Origin of the sequence: Streptomyces sp. NBC_00637, assembly GCF_045161545.1 — a bacterium.
Classification (GTDB): Bacteria; Actinomycetota; Actinomycetes; order Streptomycetales; family Streptomycetaceae; genus Streptomyces.
The window spans coordinates 3,550,946-3,566,680 of sequence record NZ_CP109046.1 but is presented as its reverse complement, the minus strand read 5'-3'; the positions used below and the strand labels follow the sequence as shown (position 1 = coordinate 3,566,680).

Below are 15,735 nucleotides of genomic sequence, written 5' to 3'. Positions count from 1 at the left end.
GGTCGAGATGAGTACCTCGGAACCGTCACGGGCGAGCCGGCGAGTGAGCCACCTGAAGGTCGCGGAGAGCGGCGAGCCGCAACCCCGGCCGGAGCTGCCGCGGATCCGCCGGGTGGCGATCGTCGGCGGCACCCGCATCCCCTTCGCCCGATCCGACGGCCCCTACGCCACCGCCTCCAACCAGGAGATGCTGACAGCGGCCGTGAACGGCCTGGCGAACCGCTACGCGCTCGACGTGCCCGGCGTCGTCGGGGAGGTGGTCGCCGGGGCCGTCCTCAAGCACAGCCGCGACTTCAACCTCGCCCGCGAGACCGTCCTCGGCTCGAAGCTCGACGCCCGCACCCCCGCCTACGACATCCAGCAGGCCTGCGGCACCGGCCTCCAGGCCGTGATCGCCGCCGCCAACAAGATCGCGCTCGGCCAGACCGAGTCCGCGATCGCGGGCGGCGCCGACACCGCCAGCGACGCCCCGCTCGGCGTGAACGACCGCCTGCGCCGCATCCTCCTCGAAGCCCGCCGGGCGAAGTCGACGGGTGACCGGGTCAGGGCTCTCGCGCGGATCCGCCCGTCCCATCTGGTCCCCGAGATCCCGCGCAACGCCGAACCGCGCACCGGTCTCTCCATGGGCGAGCACGCGGCGGTCACCGCCCGCGCCTGGGGTGTCGCACGCGAGGCCCAGGACGAACTGGCGGCCACCAGCCACCAGAGGCTCGCCGCCGCCTACGAACGCGACTTCTTCGGCGACCTGGTGGTTCCCTTCCGCCACCTGGCCCGCGACCAGAACCTGCGGCCGGATTCCACGGTGGGAAAACTTGCCGCGCTCAAGCCGGTGTTCGGCACCGACGGCCCCGACCCGACCATGACGGCGGGCAATTCGACGCCGCTGACGGACGGCGCGGCGGTCGTGCTCCTCGCCTCCGAGGAGTGGGCCGAGGCGCGGGGCTTGGAGCCGCTCGCCTATCTGACGGCGTACGAGACGGCGGCCGTCGACTTCGTGCGCGGCGATGTCGCGGGCGGCGAGGACGGGCTGCTGATGGCACCCGCGTACGCTGTCCCGCGCATGCTGGAGCGAGCCGGTCTGGGCATCGAGGACTTCGACCTGGTCGAGATCCACGAGGCCTTCGCCTCCCAGGTGCTCGCGACCCTCGCGGCCTGGGAGAAGCAGGGTCTCGCGCCGGTGGACCGCGACCGCCTCAACGTCGCGGGCTCCTCCCTCGCCACCGGCCACCCCTTCGCGGCGACCGGCGCCCGCATCGTGGCGACCCTGGCCAAGCTGCTCGCCGAACGGGAGGGCCCCGCACGGGGGTTGATCTCGATCTGCGCGGCGGGCGGGCAGGGAGTTACGGCGATTCTGGAACGAACGTGAACGTTCCTCAGATAATCCGCGAGATTGCACATACCCAGCCCCGGAACCTCCCGGAACACGCACAAGCCCCACACGAGAGCGCCGTACGATCCCCTACCTAACTGGCGGTAACCCCTTTCTTAGGGGGCATCCCGGTTGAACGCCTCGGTGCGCGAGGCACGTACGTCATGCAGCAAGCAGTTTCGTCGCTGCACGCCCAGGGAGCCGCCCGTGTCCACGCCGTATCCAGCTGCCGGTTCGGCCTTCGCCGACCCCGACGCTCCCCCCACGCTGGTGGAACCCGAGACCCGACGGCTGGACGGCGCCGTACGGGAGGCCTCCGTACCGGCGTTCGCGCGCCCGGTGACGTACGGCTCGCTCGCCGACCTGCCCTACGACAACGCGGCCGCCGCCCCCGAGGCGGTGGTCCTCAGCCGCAGGGGCCAGGACGGCGAGTGGACGGACATCACGGCCGAACGCTTCGCCGCCCAGGTCCACGCGGTGGCCAAAGGGCTGATCGCGGAGGGCCTCGTGCCCGGCGACCGGCTCGCCATCATGGCCCGCACGACCTACGAGTGGACGCTGCTCGACTTCGCGGCCTGGGCGGCCGGCCTGGTCACCGTCCCCATCTACCCGACCTCCTCCGTCTTCCAGACCCGCTGGATCCTGCACGACTCCGGCGCGGTCGCCCTGGTCACCGAGAGCACCGCCCAGGCGGCGGCCCTCGGCCCCGAACTCGACCGGCTGCCCGACCTGCACCACCTGTGGGTGATGGAGAAGGGGCATGTGGACCGGCTGATCGAGGCGGGCGAGCACGTACCGGACGCCGAGGTCGAGATCCGCAGGGGAATGCTCGTCCCCGACACGCTCGCCACCCTCATCTACACCTCCGGCACCACGGGCCGCCCCAAGGGCTGCGCCCTCACCCACGGCAACTTCTTCGCCGAGGTCGACAACGCGATCGAGCTCCTCTACCCGATCTTCAAGTCGAGCGGCGAGGATCTCTCCGTCCTCCTCTTCCTCCCCATGTCCCATGTCTTCGGCCGCATGGTCGCCATCGCCTGCGTCCGCGCCCGGGTCCGCCTCGGCCACGCCCCGAGCCTGAAGGCCGACGAACTCCTCCCGGACCTGGCGGCCTTCAGACCCACCTGTCTGCTGGCCATCCCGTACATGCTGGAGAAGATCTTCAACACCGCCCGCGCGAAGGCAGAGGCCGGCGGCAAGCTGTCCTCCTTCGACCGGGCGGTCAACGTGGCCCGCCGCTACGGCGAGGCGGTCGAGGCGCAGAAGACCGGCACCGGATCCGGTCCGGCGGCCACCCTCCGCGCCGCCCGCACCCTGTACGACCCGCTCGTCTACCGGCGCATCCGCAACGCCATGGGCGGCCGCGTCCGCCACGCGATCTGCGGCGGCTCGCCCCTGGGACGGCGCCTCTCCGCCTTCTACCTCGGCGCGGGCATCGAGATCTACGAGGGCTACGGCCTGACGGAGACGACCGGCGCGTCCACCGTCACCCCGCCGCTCAAACCCCGCCTGGGCACGGTCGGCTGGCCGCTGCCGGGGACGAAGATCCGCATAGCGGCGGACGGCGAGATCCTGATCGCCGGCGACCACGTCCTGCGGGGCTACTGGGACCCGGCGGCCGGGGGAGTGGTCCCCGCCGCCCCCGACGGCTGGCTGCCCACCGGCGACCTCGGCGAACTGGACGACGAGGGCTATCTGACGATCACCGGCCGCAAGAAGGAGATGATCATCACGGCGGGCGGCAAGAGCGTCGCCCCCGCGCCCCTGGAGAACTGGCTGCGCTCCCACCCGCTGATCTCCCAGGCCATGGTCCTCGGCGACGGCCGCCCCTACGTCTCCGTGCTCCTCACCCTCGACCCGGACGGCCTCACCCACTGGCGCCAGATGAACGGCAAGCACCCGGTCCCGGTGGAGCTGCTGATGGACGACCCGGAACTGCGCGCCGTGCTCCAGCGGGCGATCGACGAGGCCAACAAGCTGGTCTCCCGACCCGAGTCGATCCGCCGCTTCGCCATCCTCCCGACCGACTTCTCGGAGCACGCCGGCCACCTCACCCCGTCGATGAAACTCCGCCGGGAGGCGGTCCTGGCCGACTTCGCGGACCAGGTGGAAGGGCTGTACCAGCACTAAAGGGTTCGCGGGGTGACGCCCGGCCGGGAAGTATGCGGTGCGTGAACCGTGTCGAGTTCTTCCACTGTCCCTGGGACGATCGCCCCGCCGCCCCGGTCTGGGGTGTTCGCGTCGACGGGGTCGACCTGCGGGCGCTGACCGCCTGGGCGACGCGGGAGCTGTGGCGGCCGGAGCTGGAGGGGCAGTTCGAGGAACAGGAGCGGGAGTCGGCCGAGCTGATCTGGGGGCAGCACGGCGGGCTGGGCGTCCTCGACTTCACGGAGAACCCGTTCCTGCGTACGGCAGACCGGACCCCACTCCTCGGCTGCCCCTGCGGCATCTGGCAGTGCTGGCCCCTCATGGCCCGCGTCGCCGTGACCCCCACGACCGTCACCTGGTCCGGCTTCCACTACCCGGAGCGTGCGGAGTGGGGCGAACTGCCCCTGGGGCCTTTCGTCTTCGAGCGGCAGGTCTACGAGGCGGCACTGAGCGCTCCGGAGGTGCTGGCGGAAGATCCGCTGGGCCCGGCTCCGGATTCCCTGGGCTGCGTTCCCTGATCCTTCCCGGTGGCGACGGCGGAGGCGGAGAGGAGCGTCGCACCGGCGAGGCTGCCCCAGAGCGCGGCCGGCCCGTGGGACGCGAGAGCGGTGATGACCGCCGGGGAGACGGCGAGGCCGAAGCCCGTGGACAGCCCGAAGCGGGCGAGGACGCGCCCCAGGGCATACGCCGGGGCGAGGACGGTGACCAGCGCGGTGGCGCTGCCCGCGTAGACGATCTCGCCCAGGGTGCAGACCACGGACACCGCGGCGACGGCCGGCGCTCCCCAGCCGTCAGTCCTGCGGCGCGCTGCAAGAGGCCTTCGCGGAACGGCTGCTCGCCGACCCGGCCGCCGTGCGGGCGCGGGTGCGCCACACCCTCGAACAGTGCGGCGAGGCCTTCTTCGACGCCGCCTGGGCGGACGTCGCCGTACGACTCGCCACCGACCTGCGCCTGAAGAACGACCTGTTGAAGCGTCAGGGCATCGGCGCGGCCCTCGCGTCGGTCTCCGACGCGGTCACCCTGGCACCGGACGGCGACTGCATCGTCGTGGACAAGCTCCAGGACAAGGCGACCGCCGCCCATGGCACCGGAGTCACCTTCATCCCCAGTGTCTTCGGCCGTCCGCACCTGGTGGCGGTCCACGCGCCCGGGTGGCAGCCGGTGGTCCAGTACCCGGTCGTCCAGAACCCGACGGACGAGCCGGGTCCGGCGGAGCCGGTATCGCTGGAGACGGTCACCCTACGGCTGGAGGCACTCGCCCATCCGGTACGGCTGCGGCTGCTGCGCACCCTGGCCCGCGGCCCGCACACCAACCGCGAACTGGCCCACGCCTGGGACCTCACACCGCCGGAGGTCTCCCGCCACCTCGCCGCCCTGCGCCGCGCGGGGCTGCTGACGGCCCGACGGGACGGTCGCTACGTCCGCCACACGCTCGATCTGCCCGCCGTGACGGCGCTCGGAGCCGACCTGCTGGCGGCCGTACTGCGCTGATCACTTCACGGCGCGGGCGAGGAATTCGGCCCAGGCACCGGACGGTCTGGGCCGAACCGCCGCTCGGCTCGTCGGGGCCGTCCTCCCGGCGCGGCGGCACGGGCGGGACGACCTGAGACCGACCGGACGGGAGGCTCAGGGGTGTGAGGCTCAGGGGTGTGAGGGGTGCCGATACGGGGTGAGGGTCTCCGCCAGCCGGTCCAGGAACTGGGTGACGAGGTCGAGGCGGGGGCCCTCGCGGGCGATGCGGAACCCGCGGCGTCGCCCGTGGAAGGCGGCTTGGACGAGGTGGAACTGCGCCCAGCGGCGGGTGCGTTCGCGGTCCAGTCCGGCGGCCTCCGCGAAGTGGTCGAGGATGCGGTGGGCGACCCGGCGCAGGTCGCCCTCGCCGTGCCGCATGACGTGTCCGAAGATCAGCGGCTTGAGCAGGGTGCCGCCGTCGTAGGCGGGGTCCCCGGCCCATCCCTTGGGGTCGACGGCGAGCCACGGTTCACGGTCGGCGCGCAGGATGTTACGGGCGTGCAGGTCTCCGTGGACGAGCAGATCGGTCCGGCCGCCCCCGAGTTCTCGTACGGTGTCCAGGGCCGCGTCGACCGTGCGGGTGGGCAGGGCGTCGGCGAACTCCGCCTGGTCGCGGTGCAGTTGCCGCTTCCACCCGGCGGCCATGTCGCTCATCCGGGGCAGGCCGTCCGGCGCGGGGACGGCGAGCCGACGGCTGATCCGCCCGGCGACGAGGGCGACCTCCTCGGCGTCCTCGACCTCGGCGAGGGACGACGCCCGCACCCGTTCCAGCAGCATCGCGAAGTGCGCGTCGTCCCGCTCGTACAGCCGGACGGCCCCCTGCCCGCCCCAGGCGGCGAAGGCGTCGGGCTCGTGGACGTTGCCCGGGTGAGGGAAGGACACCTTGATGACGCCGGGGGTCCGGTCGGGCCGTCGCAGCACCGGTACGACGATCCCGACGCCGCCGTGCAGGACGTCACCGTCGGGCACGCAACCCCAGCGGTCGAGCAACTCGGCGACCAGCGCGGGAAGTTCCTCGACCCAGCTCGCCCCGCGTTTCCCCTCCCGCTGGACGGTGCCGTTCACGAAGGCCTGCGGTACCTCGATCATGACCCCATTGTGCCGGGCTCGCCCGGGAAGATCCGGCTCGTGACCCGCACGGTCCGCTCGGCTCCTCAGGTGCTGGACGCCCTCTCATGCCCAGACCCTGGCAGACTTTTTGAACGTGTTCAATAGGGGCGGGGTCGGGTGGGGTGGTCGCTCAGTGGCTCGGCCGCGGGTTGCGGGCGGCGCTCTCGCTGTCGGGGTGCAGGGTGAAGATCTGGTCGAGGCCGACGATGCGCAGGACGCGCAGGGTGTTGGCCGGGACGGCGGCCAGCGCGATGTCCGCGTGGGCGGCGTGGGTGTGGTGCCGGGCCGCGATCAGCGCGGTGAGCCCGCTGGAGTCGCAGAAGTCCATGCCGGCCAGATCCAGGATGAGCAGCTGGCCCGGCCGGAGGGTCAGCGTGGCGAGCAGGTCGCGCAGCTCGCCGGCGTGGGTGTAGTCGAGGTCGCCGAGGATCTCCAGGACCGGGCCGGTCGCGGTGTCTCGTGCGGTGATCTTCAGCGGACTCATGGCGTGTTCTTCGGTGCCTCGGAATCGGAGTCGGAGTCGGAGTCGGGGCCGGAGTCGGGGGCGGGGACGCCGAGCGCGAGCAACGCGGTGTCGTCGTCGAGGCCGTCGCCGAACTCGTCCAGCAGACCGGTCAGGGCGTGGACGACGGCCTGCGGGGACCGGCCGGCGTGCTGGGCGGCGAAGTCGCGCAGGGCCTCGTCGCCGAACAGGTGGTCCCGGTCCTCGCCGACACGGGCCTCGGTGAGGCCGTCGGTGTAGAGCAGGACGGTGTCGCCGGGGGCGAGGACCGTGGTCGCGGCGACGAAACGCGCGTCGGGCAGGACCCCGACGAGGAGGCCGCCCGGGGTGGGCAGGAAGTCGGCCGTGCCGTCGGCGCGCAGGACGAGGACCGGCGGGTGGCCGCCCGAGGCGATCCGGACGGTGACCCGCCCGCTCTCCACGTCGGGTTCGAGAACGCCGAAGACGGCGGTGCAGTAGCGCGGGTCGCCGCCGGCGGAGTACCGCTCGTGCAGCACCTTGTTGAGCGTCGACAGGGCCGCGACCGGGTCACAGTCGTGCAGCGCGGCGGCCCGCAGGGTGTAGCGGGTCAGCGAGGTGACGGCGGCGGCCTGGGGCCCCTTGCCGCACACGTCACCGAGGAAGAACGCGAACCGTTTGCCGTCGACCGGGAAGACGTCGTAGAAGTCGCCGCCGAGCCGGTCGGGGGAGGCGGTGTAGTAGTGGGCGGCCGTCTCCACCCCGGGCACCGGCGGCAGGGTGGCGGGCAGCAGCGACTGCTGGAGCACCGCGAGGGCCTCCTGCAACCTGGCGCGGTCGGCCTCCGCCCGCCGGTGCGCCTCTTCGGCGGCCCTGCGGCCGCGCAGGAGTTCCTCCTCGTAGGCGCGGCGGTCCCGGGCGTCGAAGACGGTGGTGCGGATCAGCAGCGGCTCGCCGCCGCCGCCGTACTTGACCACGGAGGAGACCAGCACCGGCATCCGGCCGCCGCCGGTCTGCTTCATCTCCAGGGCGATGCCGCCGATCTTGCCCTGCATGCGCAGCAGCGGCGCGAAATGGGTCTCGTGGTACAGCTTGCCGCCCACGGTCAGCAGGTCGGTGAACCGCATCCGGCCCACCACCGCCTCCCGCTCCAGACCGAGCCAGTCCAGCAGTGTGGCGTTGATCTTCGCGATGGTGCCGTCCATCAGCATGGACAGGTAGCCGCACGGCGCGCTCTCGTACAGGTCCTCGGCGCTGTCCTCCAGCAGCGCGGCGAACGCGGCGTCGGAGGTCCGGCCGTTGTCGGCGTCGGCCGGGTCGGGCTGCCGACCCGGCCGACACATCACCGCAGCCCCGCGAGGAAGGCGGTGATCGCCTCGTTGGTGGCCTCGGGCGCCGACAGGTGGGGGCAGTGTCCGGTGGCGTCGAGGGTGATCAGCGTCGAGCCGGGGATCGACCGGTGGACGAAGGCGCCGACCTCCGGTGGCGCGATGGCGTCCTGCGTGCAGTCCAGCACCAGCGTCGGCACCCGCACGCTCTTCAGGTCGTCCCGCGAGTCCGACAGGAACGTGGTCCGGGCGAAGACGCGTGCCATGTCCGGGTCGGTGGCGCAGAAGCTGTTGTTGAGCTCCTCACCGAGCTCGGGCCGCTCCGGGTTCCCCATGATCACCGGCGCCATCGCCGCCGACCAGCCCAGATAGTTCGACTCCAGCGACGTCAGCAGTTCGTCGATGTCCGGCGCGCTGAACCCGCCCCGGTAGTCCTCGTCGTCGATGTACCGCGGGGACGGGGCGATCATCACCAGGGCCCCGATGCGCTCCGGGGCCCGGTCGGCGGCCAGGACGCCGATCATCGCGCTGACCGAGTGCCCCACGAACACCGCGTCGCGCAGGTCCAGCGCCTCGCACACCTCCACCACGTCTCGCGCGTAACCGTCGAGAGTGGAGTAGCGGTCCTCCGAGAACGCGGACAGGTCCGAGCGCCCGGACCCGACGTAGTCGAACGTCACCACCCGGTACTTCCCGGCCAGTGCGGGCACCGTGAGCCGCCACATGTTCTGATCGCAGCCGAACCCGTGCGCCAGCACCACCGTGGGCCCCTGCGGGTTACCGGTGATGCTGACGTTGTTCCTGTGCTCGATGTCCATACCCACCAGTTTCCCAAACCTCGCCCGTCACTCCCGTACCCGGCTCGGGCCACTCCATGCCAGGTCTCGGACGTCCGGTCCGCGGGCGGTCGGGAAGGCCTGCGGAGGTCAGGAAGGCCGGCGGGCGATCAGGAACGCCTGCGGGGTCGACTCGCCCAGCTCGGCGTCCGGCTCCCGCACCGTGCACGACAGCATCGCGAAACCGGCCGCCGTGAGCAGCTCGGCCATCCGTTCCGGACGGCGCCGCTGGAAGTCGAGGGTCACCGGATGGCCCCACGGCCGGTCGTAGTGGCGCGGCTCGTCGCCGACCTGGAAGGCGAGCAGGAGATGGCCGCCGGGGGCGAGCACCCGGCGGAACCCGGCGAAGAGGGCGGGCAGCTCGTCCACAGGGGTGTGGATGGAGGAGTAGAAGGAGACGACCCCCGCCAGACTCCCGTCGGCGAAGTCCAGCTCCAGCATCGAGCCCTGCGCGAACCGGATCGTCGGGTTCTCGCGCCGGGCGATCGCCAGCATCGACTCCGACAGGTCGAGTCCGCTGATGTCGAGTCCCCGCGATGCCAGGAACCCCGTCGACCGGCCGGGACCGCACCCGAGGTCCGCCACCCGGCCCCCGGCGCCGACCAGCTCGGCGTACGCGGTGAGCACGGCCCGCTCCAGCGGCCTGCCCGCCAGCTCGTCCCGGTAGCGCTCGGCGTAGTCCTCGGCGATGGCGTCGTAGAAGGTACGGGTGGCGGTGACGAAGCCGGGGGTGGCGGGGGCGGACGCCGGCGCGATCGGGTCCGGCGTGGTGGAGGTCGAGTCCGTGGTGTCGGTCATGGGCGGCGAGCTTAGGAGGAGCCACCGACAACGGGGGCGGTTCCGCGCCACCACCGGCCGCAGGACAAAGGCAGGAGCCCCGTGCCGACCGGCACAGGGCTCCTTGGGTACTGCTCTCAGACTTGCGATCTCAGGGTGTGAAGATCAGACGGGGGTGACGTTCTCCGCCTGGGGACCCTTCGGGCCCTGCGTCACGTCGAAGGAGACCTGCTGGTTCTCCTCGAGCGAGCGGAAACCCTGCGCGTTGATCGCGGAGTAGTGGACGAAGACGTCGGGGCCGCCGCCTTCTTGGGCGATGAAGCCGAAGCCCTTTTCGGCGTTGAACCACTTCACGGTTCCGGTAGCCATAAGCCCTCCTTGGGCCCAAAGGGTTGCCCTGCTCCAGAACCCTGCAAGCGTGAAAGCAAGTGCCGCACAACTGCATACGTCTGAAAACGACGAGAGCCCGCGGTTACATGCTCCGCAGGCTCTGTACTGCAAGGGAAACCAAACTGCAACTTGCGGCGAGCCTAGCATGCGGGCAGCCGAAAGCAATAGAGGTCAAGATCACGTCACCCGGATGTTTGAAGATCCCCGAAAGGGGTTGACCCGAGGTGACCGAGGGGGTGGAGTGCCCACGCTATCCGATGGGGTCTAGCCTCGCGATGTGGACAATTCTCGCACCCGGCCGCGCGTCGGCCACATCCAGTTCCTCAACTGCCTGCCCCTCTACTGGGGGCTCGCGAGAACCGGCACCCTCCTCGACTTCGAGCTCACGAAGGACACCCCGGAGAAGCTCAGCGAACGACTGGTGTCGGGCGACCTCGACGTCGGGCCCATCACGCTCGTCGAGTTCCTCAAGAACGCCGACGACCTCGTCGCCTTCCCCGACATCGCCGTCGGCTGCGACGGCCCCGTGATGTCCTGCGTGATCGTCTCCAAGGTCCCGCTGGAGGAACTCGACGGCGCCCGGGTCGCCCTGGGTTCGACCTCCCGCACCTCCGTGCGCCTCGCCCAGCTGCTGCTGGCGGACCGTTTCGGCGTCCGGCCGGACTACTACGCCTGCCCGCCCGACCTCAGCCTGATGATGCAGGACGCCGAGGCGGGCGTACTCATCGGCGACGCGGCGCTGCGGGCCAACCTGCTGGACGCACCGAAGTTCGGCCTGGAGGTGCACGACCTCGGCGCGCTCTGGAAGGAGTGGACGGGCCTGCCGTTCGTCTTCGCGGTGTGGGCGGCCCGCCGGGAGTACCTGGAGCGCGAGCCGGTCATCACCCGCCAGGTCCACGAAGCCTTCATCGAGTCCCGCAACCTCTCCCTCGACGAGGTCGGCAAGGTCGCCGAGCAGGCCGCCCGCTGGGAGGAGTTCGACGAGCAGGTGCTCGAGCAGTACTTCACCACGCTCGACTTCCGCTTCGGCGGCCCCCAGCTGGAGGCCGTCGCCGAGTTCGCCCGCCGGGTCGGACCGACGACGGGCTTCCCGGCGGACGTGAAGGTCGAGCTGCTGCGGCCGTAGCCACGGCACTACGCTGCTGCCGAGTCCAACGGGGCCCCGCGGGGCGCCTTTCGGGGGAGAGGTGGACATCGCATGCAGCAGCTCGGAGCCGACGAACCCACGACCGTGGGTCCCTACCGGCTGCTCGGCCGCCTCGGATCCGGCGGGATGGGCCGCGTCTACCTGGGCCGCAGCGCCGGCGGCCGCACGGTCGCCGTGAAGATCGTGCACCCGCACCTCGCGCTCGACGAGGAGTTCCGCGCCCGCTTCCGGCGTGAGGTCGAGGCCGCGCGGCGGGTCGGCGGGGCGTGGACCGCGCCGGTCCTGGACGCCGACCCGGACGCGACCGTGCCGTGGGTCGCCACGGGCTACGCGGCCGGCCCGTCCCTGGCCGCTGCGGTGACCTCCTCCGGCGGACCGCTGCCCGAGCACTCCGTACGGGTGCTGGGCGCCGGTTTGGCGGAGGCGCTGGGAGCCGTGCACGAACTGGGGCTGGTGCACCGGGACGTGAAGCCGTCCAACGTCCTGCTGACGATGGACGGCCCGCTGCTCATCGACTTCGGCATCGCCCGGGCCACCGAGGGCACGGCGTCGCTCACCTCGACCGGCGTCTCCGTCGGCTCGCCCGGCTACATGGCACCCGAGCAGATCCTCGGCAAGGTCGCGTCCGGCGCGGCCGACGTCTTCTCCCTCGGCGCGGTACTGGCCTTCGCGGCGACCGGGCGGCCCCCGTTCCCCGGGGACTCCTCGGCCGCCCTCCTCTACAAGGTCGTCCACGAGCAGCCCGAGCTGGGCACGCCGGAGTCCGGGCTGCGGGGCGAACTGCGGGCGGTGGCCGAGGCGTGTCTGGCCAAGGACCCGACCGCCCGGCCGGCCCCCGCCGAGGTGGCCCGGCGGCTCGCCCCCGAGGGCGCCGCCCGACTGGTGGCGGGCGGCTGGCTGCCGGGCGCCCTGGTGGAGCAACTGGGGCGGAGCGCCGTACAGCTGCTGAACCTGGAGGGGACGGGAGCGGGAGCCGGTGCGCAACCGGTCGCGTCCGGGCCGGTGGGCTTCAGCAGTCCTGCGGTGACCTCGGGGAAACCGGCGGTGTCGCTGGGCGAGTTCGGGCCGCCGCCGGTGATGGGCGGGGGCGCCGTCACTCCGGTCGGCGGGCCGGGTCTCGTCCCCGCGCCGAGGGACGCCGGTCCGGCGGCCACCGGCCCGCAGCGGCCGGGCAAGGTCTCCGTCACCGTGGCGGCCACCGCGACACCGGGGGAGGGCGGTCGCGGGCGGCGGCTGAGCTGCACCGTCGCGCTGGCGGTCGCGGGCGCGCTGGCGGCCGTCACCGTCGGGACGGTGTTCCTGTTCCCCTTGCTGCCCGGCGGCGGGGACCACGACGACGCCTCCGGCAGTGACGCCGACTCCTCGCCGTCGACGGGCGGTTCGAGTTCCGGCCCGGCCGCCCCGGCGCCGACCGGCGGCACGACCACCGGCCCGGCCCCCTCGGCGGCGCCCACCGCGCTCCCGGCTCGCTATGTCGGCACCTGGGAGGGCGAGGGCAGCGGCCTCGGCGGCACCCTCCCGATGGGCACCTTCCGGGTGACGGTCCGACAGGCCGACGTGGGCGACAAGCTGGGGGAGCTGCGGCAGACCGATGTGCTCGGCGGTGCCTGCGTCGACGTCCTGACGCTGAAGCAGGTGACGGCGAAGGACGTCGTCGCCACCTCGGTCGGGGCGGAGACCAACCACAGCGGCTGCAACCCCGAGCCCCACACGATCCGGCTCACCCCGACCGGCGACGACCTGACGTACGCCTCGGACAGCGCGGCGGAGGGCAACCCGGTGGCACGCATGGCGAAGGTCGGACGGTGACCCGGGCGCGGGGCCGATCCGGACGGGGTGCCGTCGGCACCACCCTCCTGGCGCGGCTCTCCTCGCCGTCCTGCGCCCTGCCGTCCCACTGCCCGTCCCGGGCCTGTGCCCCGGCCTGTGGAGGTGGCTCGTGCACGTGACGGCACCTCCCGGCGACCTGACGCTGATCACCGTCGCCGCGCTCTGGGGCGCCGGCGTGGGAGCGCTGCTCCCGCGGGCCGTCCACCGGTTCTCCGTGCCGTGGGAGGAGAGGGACGGCGGCTGGCGGTCGACCTGCCCGGACGGGCACCCGATCCGGGGCTGGCTCGGACGGGCCGGATGCCGTCACTGCGCCGAGCGGGCCCCGGATGCGGGGCCGGAGTCGACGGCACCCGCGAGTCCCACCGCCTCCCGCGCGCCGGGTGGCGTCGGTCTCGCCCTGGGCACCGCTGTCGTCTGTGCCGCGCTCGCCGGCGCGACCGGTGTCCGGCCCGAACTCGTCGTCTGGCTGCTGCTCGCGCCGGCCGGGGTGCTGCTGGCCGCCGTGGACCTGCGGGTACGGCGGCTGCCCGATCCGCTCACTCTCCCGCTCGCGGCCGCCGCCCTCGTGACTCTGGGCCCGGCCGCGCTGCTGCCCGAGCACGCCGGCGACTGGACGACGGCCCTGCTGGGCGCGCTCGCCCTCGGCGCCGGATTCCTCGTGCTGCATCTCGTCAACCCCGGCGGCATGGCCTACGGCGACGTGAAGCTCGCGCTCTCGATGGGCGCCGTCCTCGGCTGGTACGGCTGGGCGACGGTCATGCTGGGCACGTTCGCCGCGTTCTCGCTGGGGGCGCTGTACGGCGGCGCGCTGGCCGTCGTGGGCCGGGCCGGCCGCAAGACGATGATCGCCTTCGGCCCTTTCATGCTGGCCGGGACCTTCGCCGGGCTGCTGATCGGTGCGTACGCGGCCTGACGTCCGGGTGCCGGGACCGCTGGCGTAGGCTGGGTCGGTCCGTCCACAACCCTTGACGAAAGGGACGCTCCGGTGCCCGAGAAGGCCGACCTCCAGTCTGTGCTCGACCGTGCCGCGGACGGCGGGCGGATCACCCCGGAAGAGGCCCTCGACCTCTACCGCGACGCCCCCCTGCACGCGCTCGGCGCCGCCGCCGACGCCGTGCGCCGCCGGCTGTACGCGGGCACCGAGCACATCGCCACGTACATCATCGAGCGGAACATCAACTACACGAACGTGTGCGTCACGGCGTGCAAATTCTGCGCCTTCTACGCGGCCCCCAAGGACACCGCCAAGGGCTGGACGCGCGACCTCGACGACATCCTTCGCCGGTGCGCCGAGACCGTCGAGCTCGGCGGTACGCAGATCATGTTCCAGGGCGGGCACCACCCGGACTTCGGGGTGGAGTACTACGAGAAGCACTTCGCGGCCATCAAGGAGGCGTTCCCGCAGCTGGTGATCCACTCGCTGGGGGCGTCCGAGGTCGAGCACATGGCGCGGATCTCGAAGGTGACGGTCGAGGAGGCCATCACCCGTATCCACGCCGCCGGCCTCGACTCCTTCGCCGGCGCCGGCGCCGAACTGCTCCCCGCCCGCCCCCGCAAGGCCATCGCCCCGCTCAAGGAGTCCGGCGAGCGCTGGCTGGAGATCATGGAGACCGCGCACGGGCTGGGCGTCGAGTCGACGTCCACCATGCTGATGGGCACCGGCGAGACCAACGCCGAGCGCATCGAGCACCTGCGGATGATCCGTGACGTACAGGACCGGACGGGCGGCTTCCGGGCCTTCATCCCGTACACGTACCAGCCCGAGAACAACCACCTGAAGGGCCGCACCCAGACGACCCTCTTCGAGTACCTGCGGATGATCGCGATCGCCCGGCTGTTCTTCGACAACGTCCGGCACATCCAGGGCTCGTGGCTGACGACGGGCAAGGAGGTCGGCCAACTCTCCCTGCACTACGGCGCCGACGACCTCGGCTCGATCATGCTGGAGGAGAACGTCGTCTCCTCGGCCGGCGCCAAGCACCGCTCCAACCGCCTCGAGATCATCGACCTGATCCGCAAGGCGGGCCGCGTCCCGGCGCAGCGCGCGACGACGTACGAGCACCTCCTCGTGCACGACGACCCGGCGAACGACCCCGTCGACGAGCGGGTCATGTCCCACATCTCGTCGACCGCGATCGCCGGCGGCACCGCCCACCCCGAACTGAAGCTCCTCACGTCCAACTGAGGCCCTCTTGCTGACGATTCACGCCGACTCCAGGGGTCGCGCCCTCGCCGTGGAGGGCGCCCGGATCGCCGAGACCGGTCCGCTGGATCGGCTCGTCGCCGCGTATCCGGCGGCGCGGGTGCGTCAGTGGCCCGGCATCCTGACGCCCGGTCTCGTCAACCCGCACGGCACGGAGTTGCTGGAGCGGGCCTACCACCCCGACCCGCGCGAGGCCGACGAGCTGGGCACCGAGCCGCTGACCGGGGACGCGCTCACGGCACTGGCCCCGGACGACGCCCGCTGGGGCGCGAGCGCCCGGCGCGGGGTGCAGCGCATGCTGGCCCACGGCACGGTCGCGGTGGCCTGCGCGGAACTGCGGCGGCGCGCGGTGCGGGACGCCGTGGCCCGCACCGGCCTGGCGGTCGTGGCCCGGCCCGGGCCGCAGCCCGGCGGGGTGCCCTCGCTGGACCCCTACGCCTGCGGCCTGCCGGTGGAGTTCGCCCCGCCCAGGGAACGCGGCTCCGCCGCCCGCTTCGCCGTCTTCGACGTGCCCGACGAGGCGGCCCTGGCGGACCGGGGCGCCGCGACCTGCGTGGCCACGGTGATCGACGGCCGCCTGGTACACCGGCGGCGGTGAGCCGCCCCCGTCGCGGACACCACCGAG

At 72.5% G+C, this 15,735-nt stretch carries 14 protein-coding genes and 2 pseudogenes; 9 read left to right on the top strand and 7 right to left on the bottom strand.

Annotated features, from left to right (window positions below; genetic code table 11):
* Positions 1–7 precede the first annotated feature (7 nt).
* The 3 genes from OG440_RS15420 to OG440_RS15410 all read left to right on the top strand — a co-directional run bounded on the left by OG440_RS15420 (position 8) and on the right by OG440_RS15410 (position 4,035).
* On the top strand, positions 8–1,366 hold the full coding sequence (locus OG440_RS15420; protein ID WP_406007399.1) for an acetyl-CoA C-acetyltransferase: 1,359 nt from the start codon (positions 8–10) through the stop codon (positions 1,364–1,366).
* Between the two features lie 210 nt (positions 1,367–1,576).
* Positions 1,577–3,499, top strand: coding sequence for an AMP-dependent synthetase/ligase (locus tag OG440_RS15415; RefSeq protein WP_406007398.1), 1,923 nt, complete (start codon positions 1,577–1,579; stop codon positions 3,497–3,499).
* 41 nt (positions 3,500–3,540) lie between these two features.
* Positions 3,541–4,035, top strand: a complete 495-nt coding sequence (locus tag OG440_RS15410) for a hypothetical protein (RefSeq protein WP_406007397.1) — start codon at positions 3,541–3,543, stop codon at positions 4,033–4,035.
* Here the strand turns inward: OG440_RS15410 and OG440_RS15405 are convergent.
* Positions 3,951–4,310, bottom strand: a pseudogene (locus OG440_RS15405) (MFS transporter); the annotation flags it as partial. The gene OG440_RS15410 and the pseudogene OG440_RS15405 sit on opposite strands and share 85 nt — an antisense overlap.
* Between OG440_RS15405 and OG440_RS15400 the strand changes: the two are divergent.
* Positions 4,310–5,008: pseudogene (locus OG440_RS15400) on the top strand (DUF5937 family protein); the annotation flags it as partial. The pseudogenes OG440_RS15405 and OG440_RS15400 sit on opposite strands and share 1 nt — an antisense overlap.
* Before the next feature lie 150 nt (positions 5,009–5,158).
* Here the strand turns inward: OG440_RS15400 and OG440_RS15395 are convergent.
* The 6 genes from OG440_RS15395 to OG440_RS15370 form a co-directional block, all read right to left on the bottom strand.
* On the bottom strand, positions 5,159–6,118 hold the full coding sequence (locus tag OG440_RS15395) for an aminoglycoside phosphotransferase family protein (protein WP_406007396.1): 960 nt from the start codon (positions 6,116–6,118) through the stop codon (positions 5,159–5,161).
* 151 nt (positions 6,119–6,269) lie between these two features.
* On the bottom strand, positions 6,270–6,623 hold the full coding sequence (locus OG440_RS15390) for an STAS domain-containing protein (RefSeq protein ID WP_406007395.1): 354 nt from the start codon (positions 6,621–6,623) through the stop codon (positions 6,270–6,272).
* On the bottom strand, positions 6,620–7,942 hold the full coding sequence (locus tag OG440_RS15385) for a PP2C family protein-serine/threonine phosphatase (protein WP_406007394.1): 1,323 nt from the start codon (positions 7,940–7,942) through the stop codon (positions 6,620–6,622). Before OG440_RS15385 ends, OG440_RS15390 begins: the two co-directional genes overlap by 4 nt.
* Positions 7,942–8,745, bottom strand: a complete 804-nt coding sequence (locus tag OG440_RS15380; protein WP_406007393.1) for an alpha/beta fold hydrolase — start codon at positions 8,743–8,745, stop codon at positions 7,942–7,944. The genes OG440_RS15385 and OG440_RS15380 overlap by 1 nt, the downstream gene beginning before the upstream one ends.
* A 108-nt stretch (positions 8,746–8,853) precedes the next feature.
* Positions 8,854–9,561, bottom strand: a complete 708-nt coding sequence (locus OG440_RS15375; RefSeq protein ID WP_406007392.1) for a class I SAM-dependent DNA methyltransferase — start codon at positions 9,559–9,561, stop codon at positions 8,854–8,856.
* 144 nt (positions 9,562–9,705) lie between these two features.
* Positions 9,706–9,909, bottom strand: a complete 204-nt coding sequence (locus OG440_RS15370) for a cold-shock protein (RefSeq protein ID WP_003974443.1) — start codon at positions 9,907–9,909, stop codon at positions 9,706–9,708.
* Positions 9,910–10,207: 298 nt separating this feature from the next.
* Here OG440_RS15370 and OG440_RS15365 point away from each other — a divergent pair, with 298 nt between their 5' ends.
* The 5 genes from OG440_RS15365 to OG440_RS15345 all read left to right on the top strand — a co-directional run bounded on the left by OG440_RS15365 (position 10,208) and on the right by OG440_RS15345 (position 15,708).
* Positions 10,208–11,056 (top strand): menaquinone biosynthetic enzyme MqnA/MqnD family protein, encoded by an 849-nt coding sequence (locus tag OG440_RS15365; protein WP_406007391.1) that lies wholly within the window; start codon positions 10,208–10,210, stop codon positions 11,054–11,056.
* Between the two features lie 72 nt (positions 11,057–11,128).
* Positions 11,129–12,886, top strand: a complete 1,758-nt coding sequence (locus OG440_RS15360) for a protein kinase domain-containing protein (protein WP_406007390.1) — start codon at positions 11,129–11,131, stop codon at positions 12,884–12,886.
* Between the two features lie 136 nt (positions 12,887–13,022).
* The gene (locus OG440_RS15355) at positions 13,023–13,820 is read left to right on the top strand and encodes a prepilin peptidase (RefSeq protein ID WP_406007389.1); all 798 of its coding nucleotides are present in this window, start codon (positions 13,023–13,025) and stop codon (positions 13,818–13,820) included.
* A gap of 72 nt (positions 13,821–13,892) precedes the next feature.
* Complete coding sequence (gene mqnC / locus OG440_RS15350) at positions 13,893–15,092, top strand: cyclic dehypoxanthinyl futalosine synthase (protein WP_406007388.1); 1,200 nt, start codon at positions 13,893–13,895, stop codon at positions 15,090–15,092.
* Positions 15,093–15,099: 7 nt separating this feature from the next.
* Positions 15,100–15,708 carry an imidazolonepropionase-like domain-containing protein gene (locus tag OG440_RS15345; RefSeq protein ID WP_406007387.1) on the top strand — a complete coding sequence of 203 codons (609 nt, stop codon included), beginning with the start codon at positions 15,100–15,102 and terminating at the stop codon, positions 15,706–15,708.
* Positions 15,709–15,735 lie beyond the last annotated feature (27 nt).

Excerpts from the sequence above, each read along its gene's own strand:
- OG440_RS15375 (WP_406007392.1), bottom strand. The coding sequence starts at position 9,561 with ATGACCGACACCACGGACTCGACCTCCACCACGCCGGACCCGATCGCG.
- OG440_RS15370 (WP_003974443.1), bottom strand. The coding sequence starts at position 9,909 with ATGGCTACCGGAACCGTGAAGTGGTTCAACGCCGAAAAGGGCTTCGGC.
- OG440_RS15390 (WP_406007395.1), bottom strand. The coding sequence starts at position 6,623 with ATGAGTCCGCTGAAGATCACCGCACGAGACACCGCGACCGGCCCGGTC.
- OG440_RS15420 (WP_406007399.1), top strand. The coding sequence starts at position 8 with ATGAGTACCTCGGAACCGTCACGGGCGAGCCGGCGAGTGAGCCACCTG.
- OG440_RS15395 (WP_406007396.1), bottom strand. The coding sequence starts at position 6,118 with ATGATCGAGGTACCGCAGGCCTTCGTGAACGGCACCGTCCAGCGGGAG.
- OG440_RS15360 (WP_406007390.1), top strand. The coding sequence starts at position 11,129 with ATGCAGCAGCTCGGAGCCGACGAACCCACGACCGTGGGTCCCTACCGG.
- OG440_RS15380 (WP_406007393.1), bottom strand. The coding sequence starts at position 8,745 with ATGGACATCGAGCACAGGAACAACGTCAGCATCACCGGTAACCCGCAG.
- OG440_RS15385 (WP_406007394.1), bottom strand. The coding sequence starts at position 7,942 with ATGTGTCGGCCGGGTCGGCAGCCCGACCCGGCCGACGCCGACAACGGC.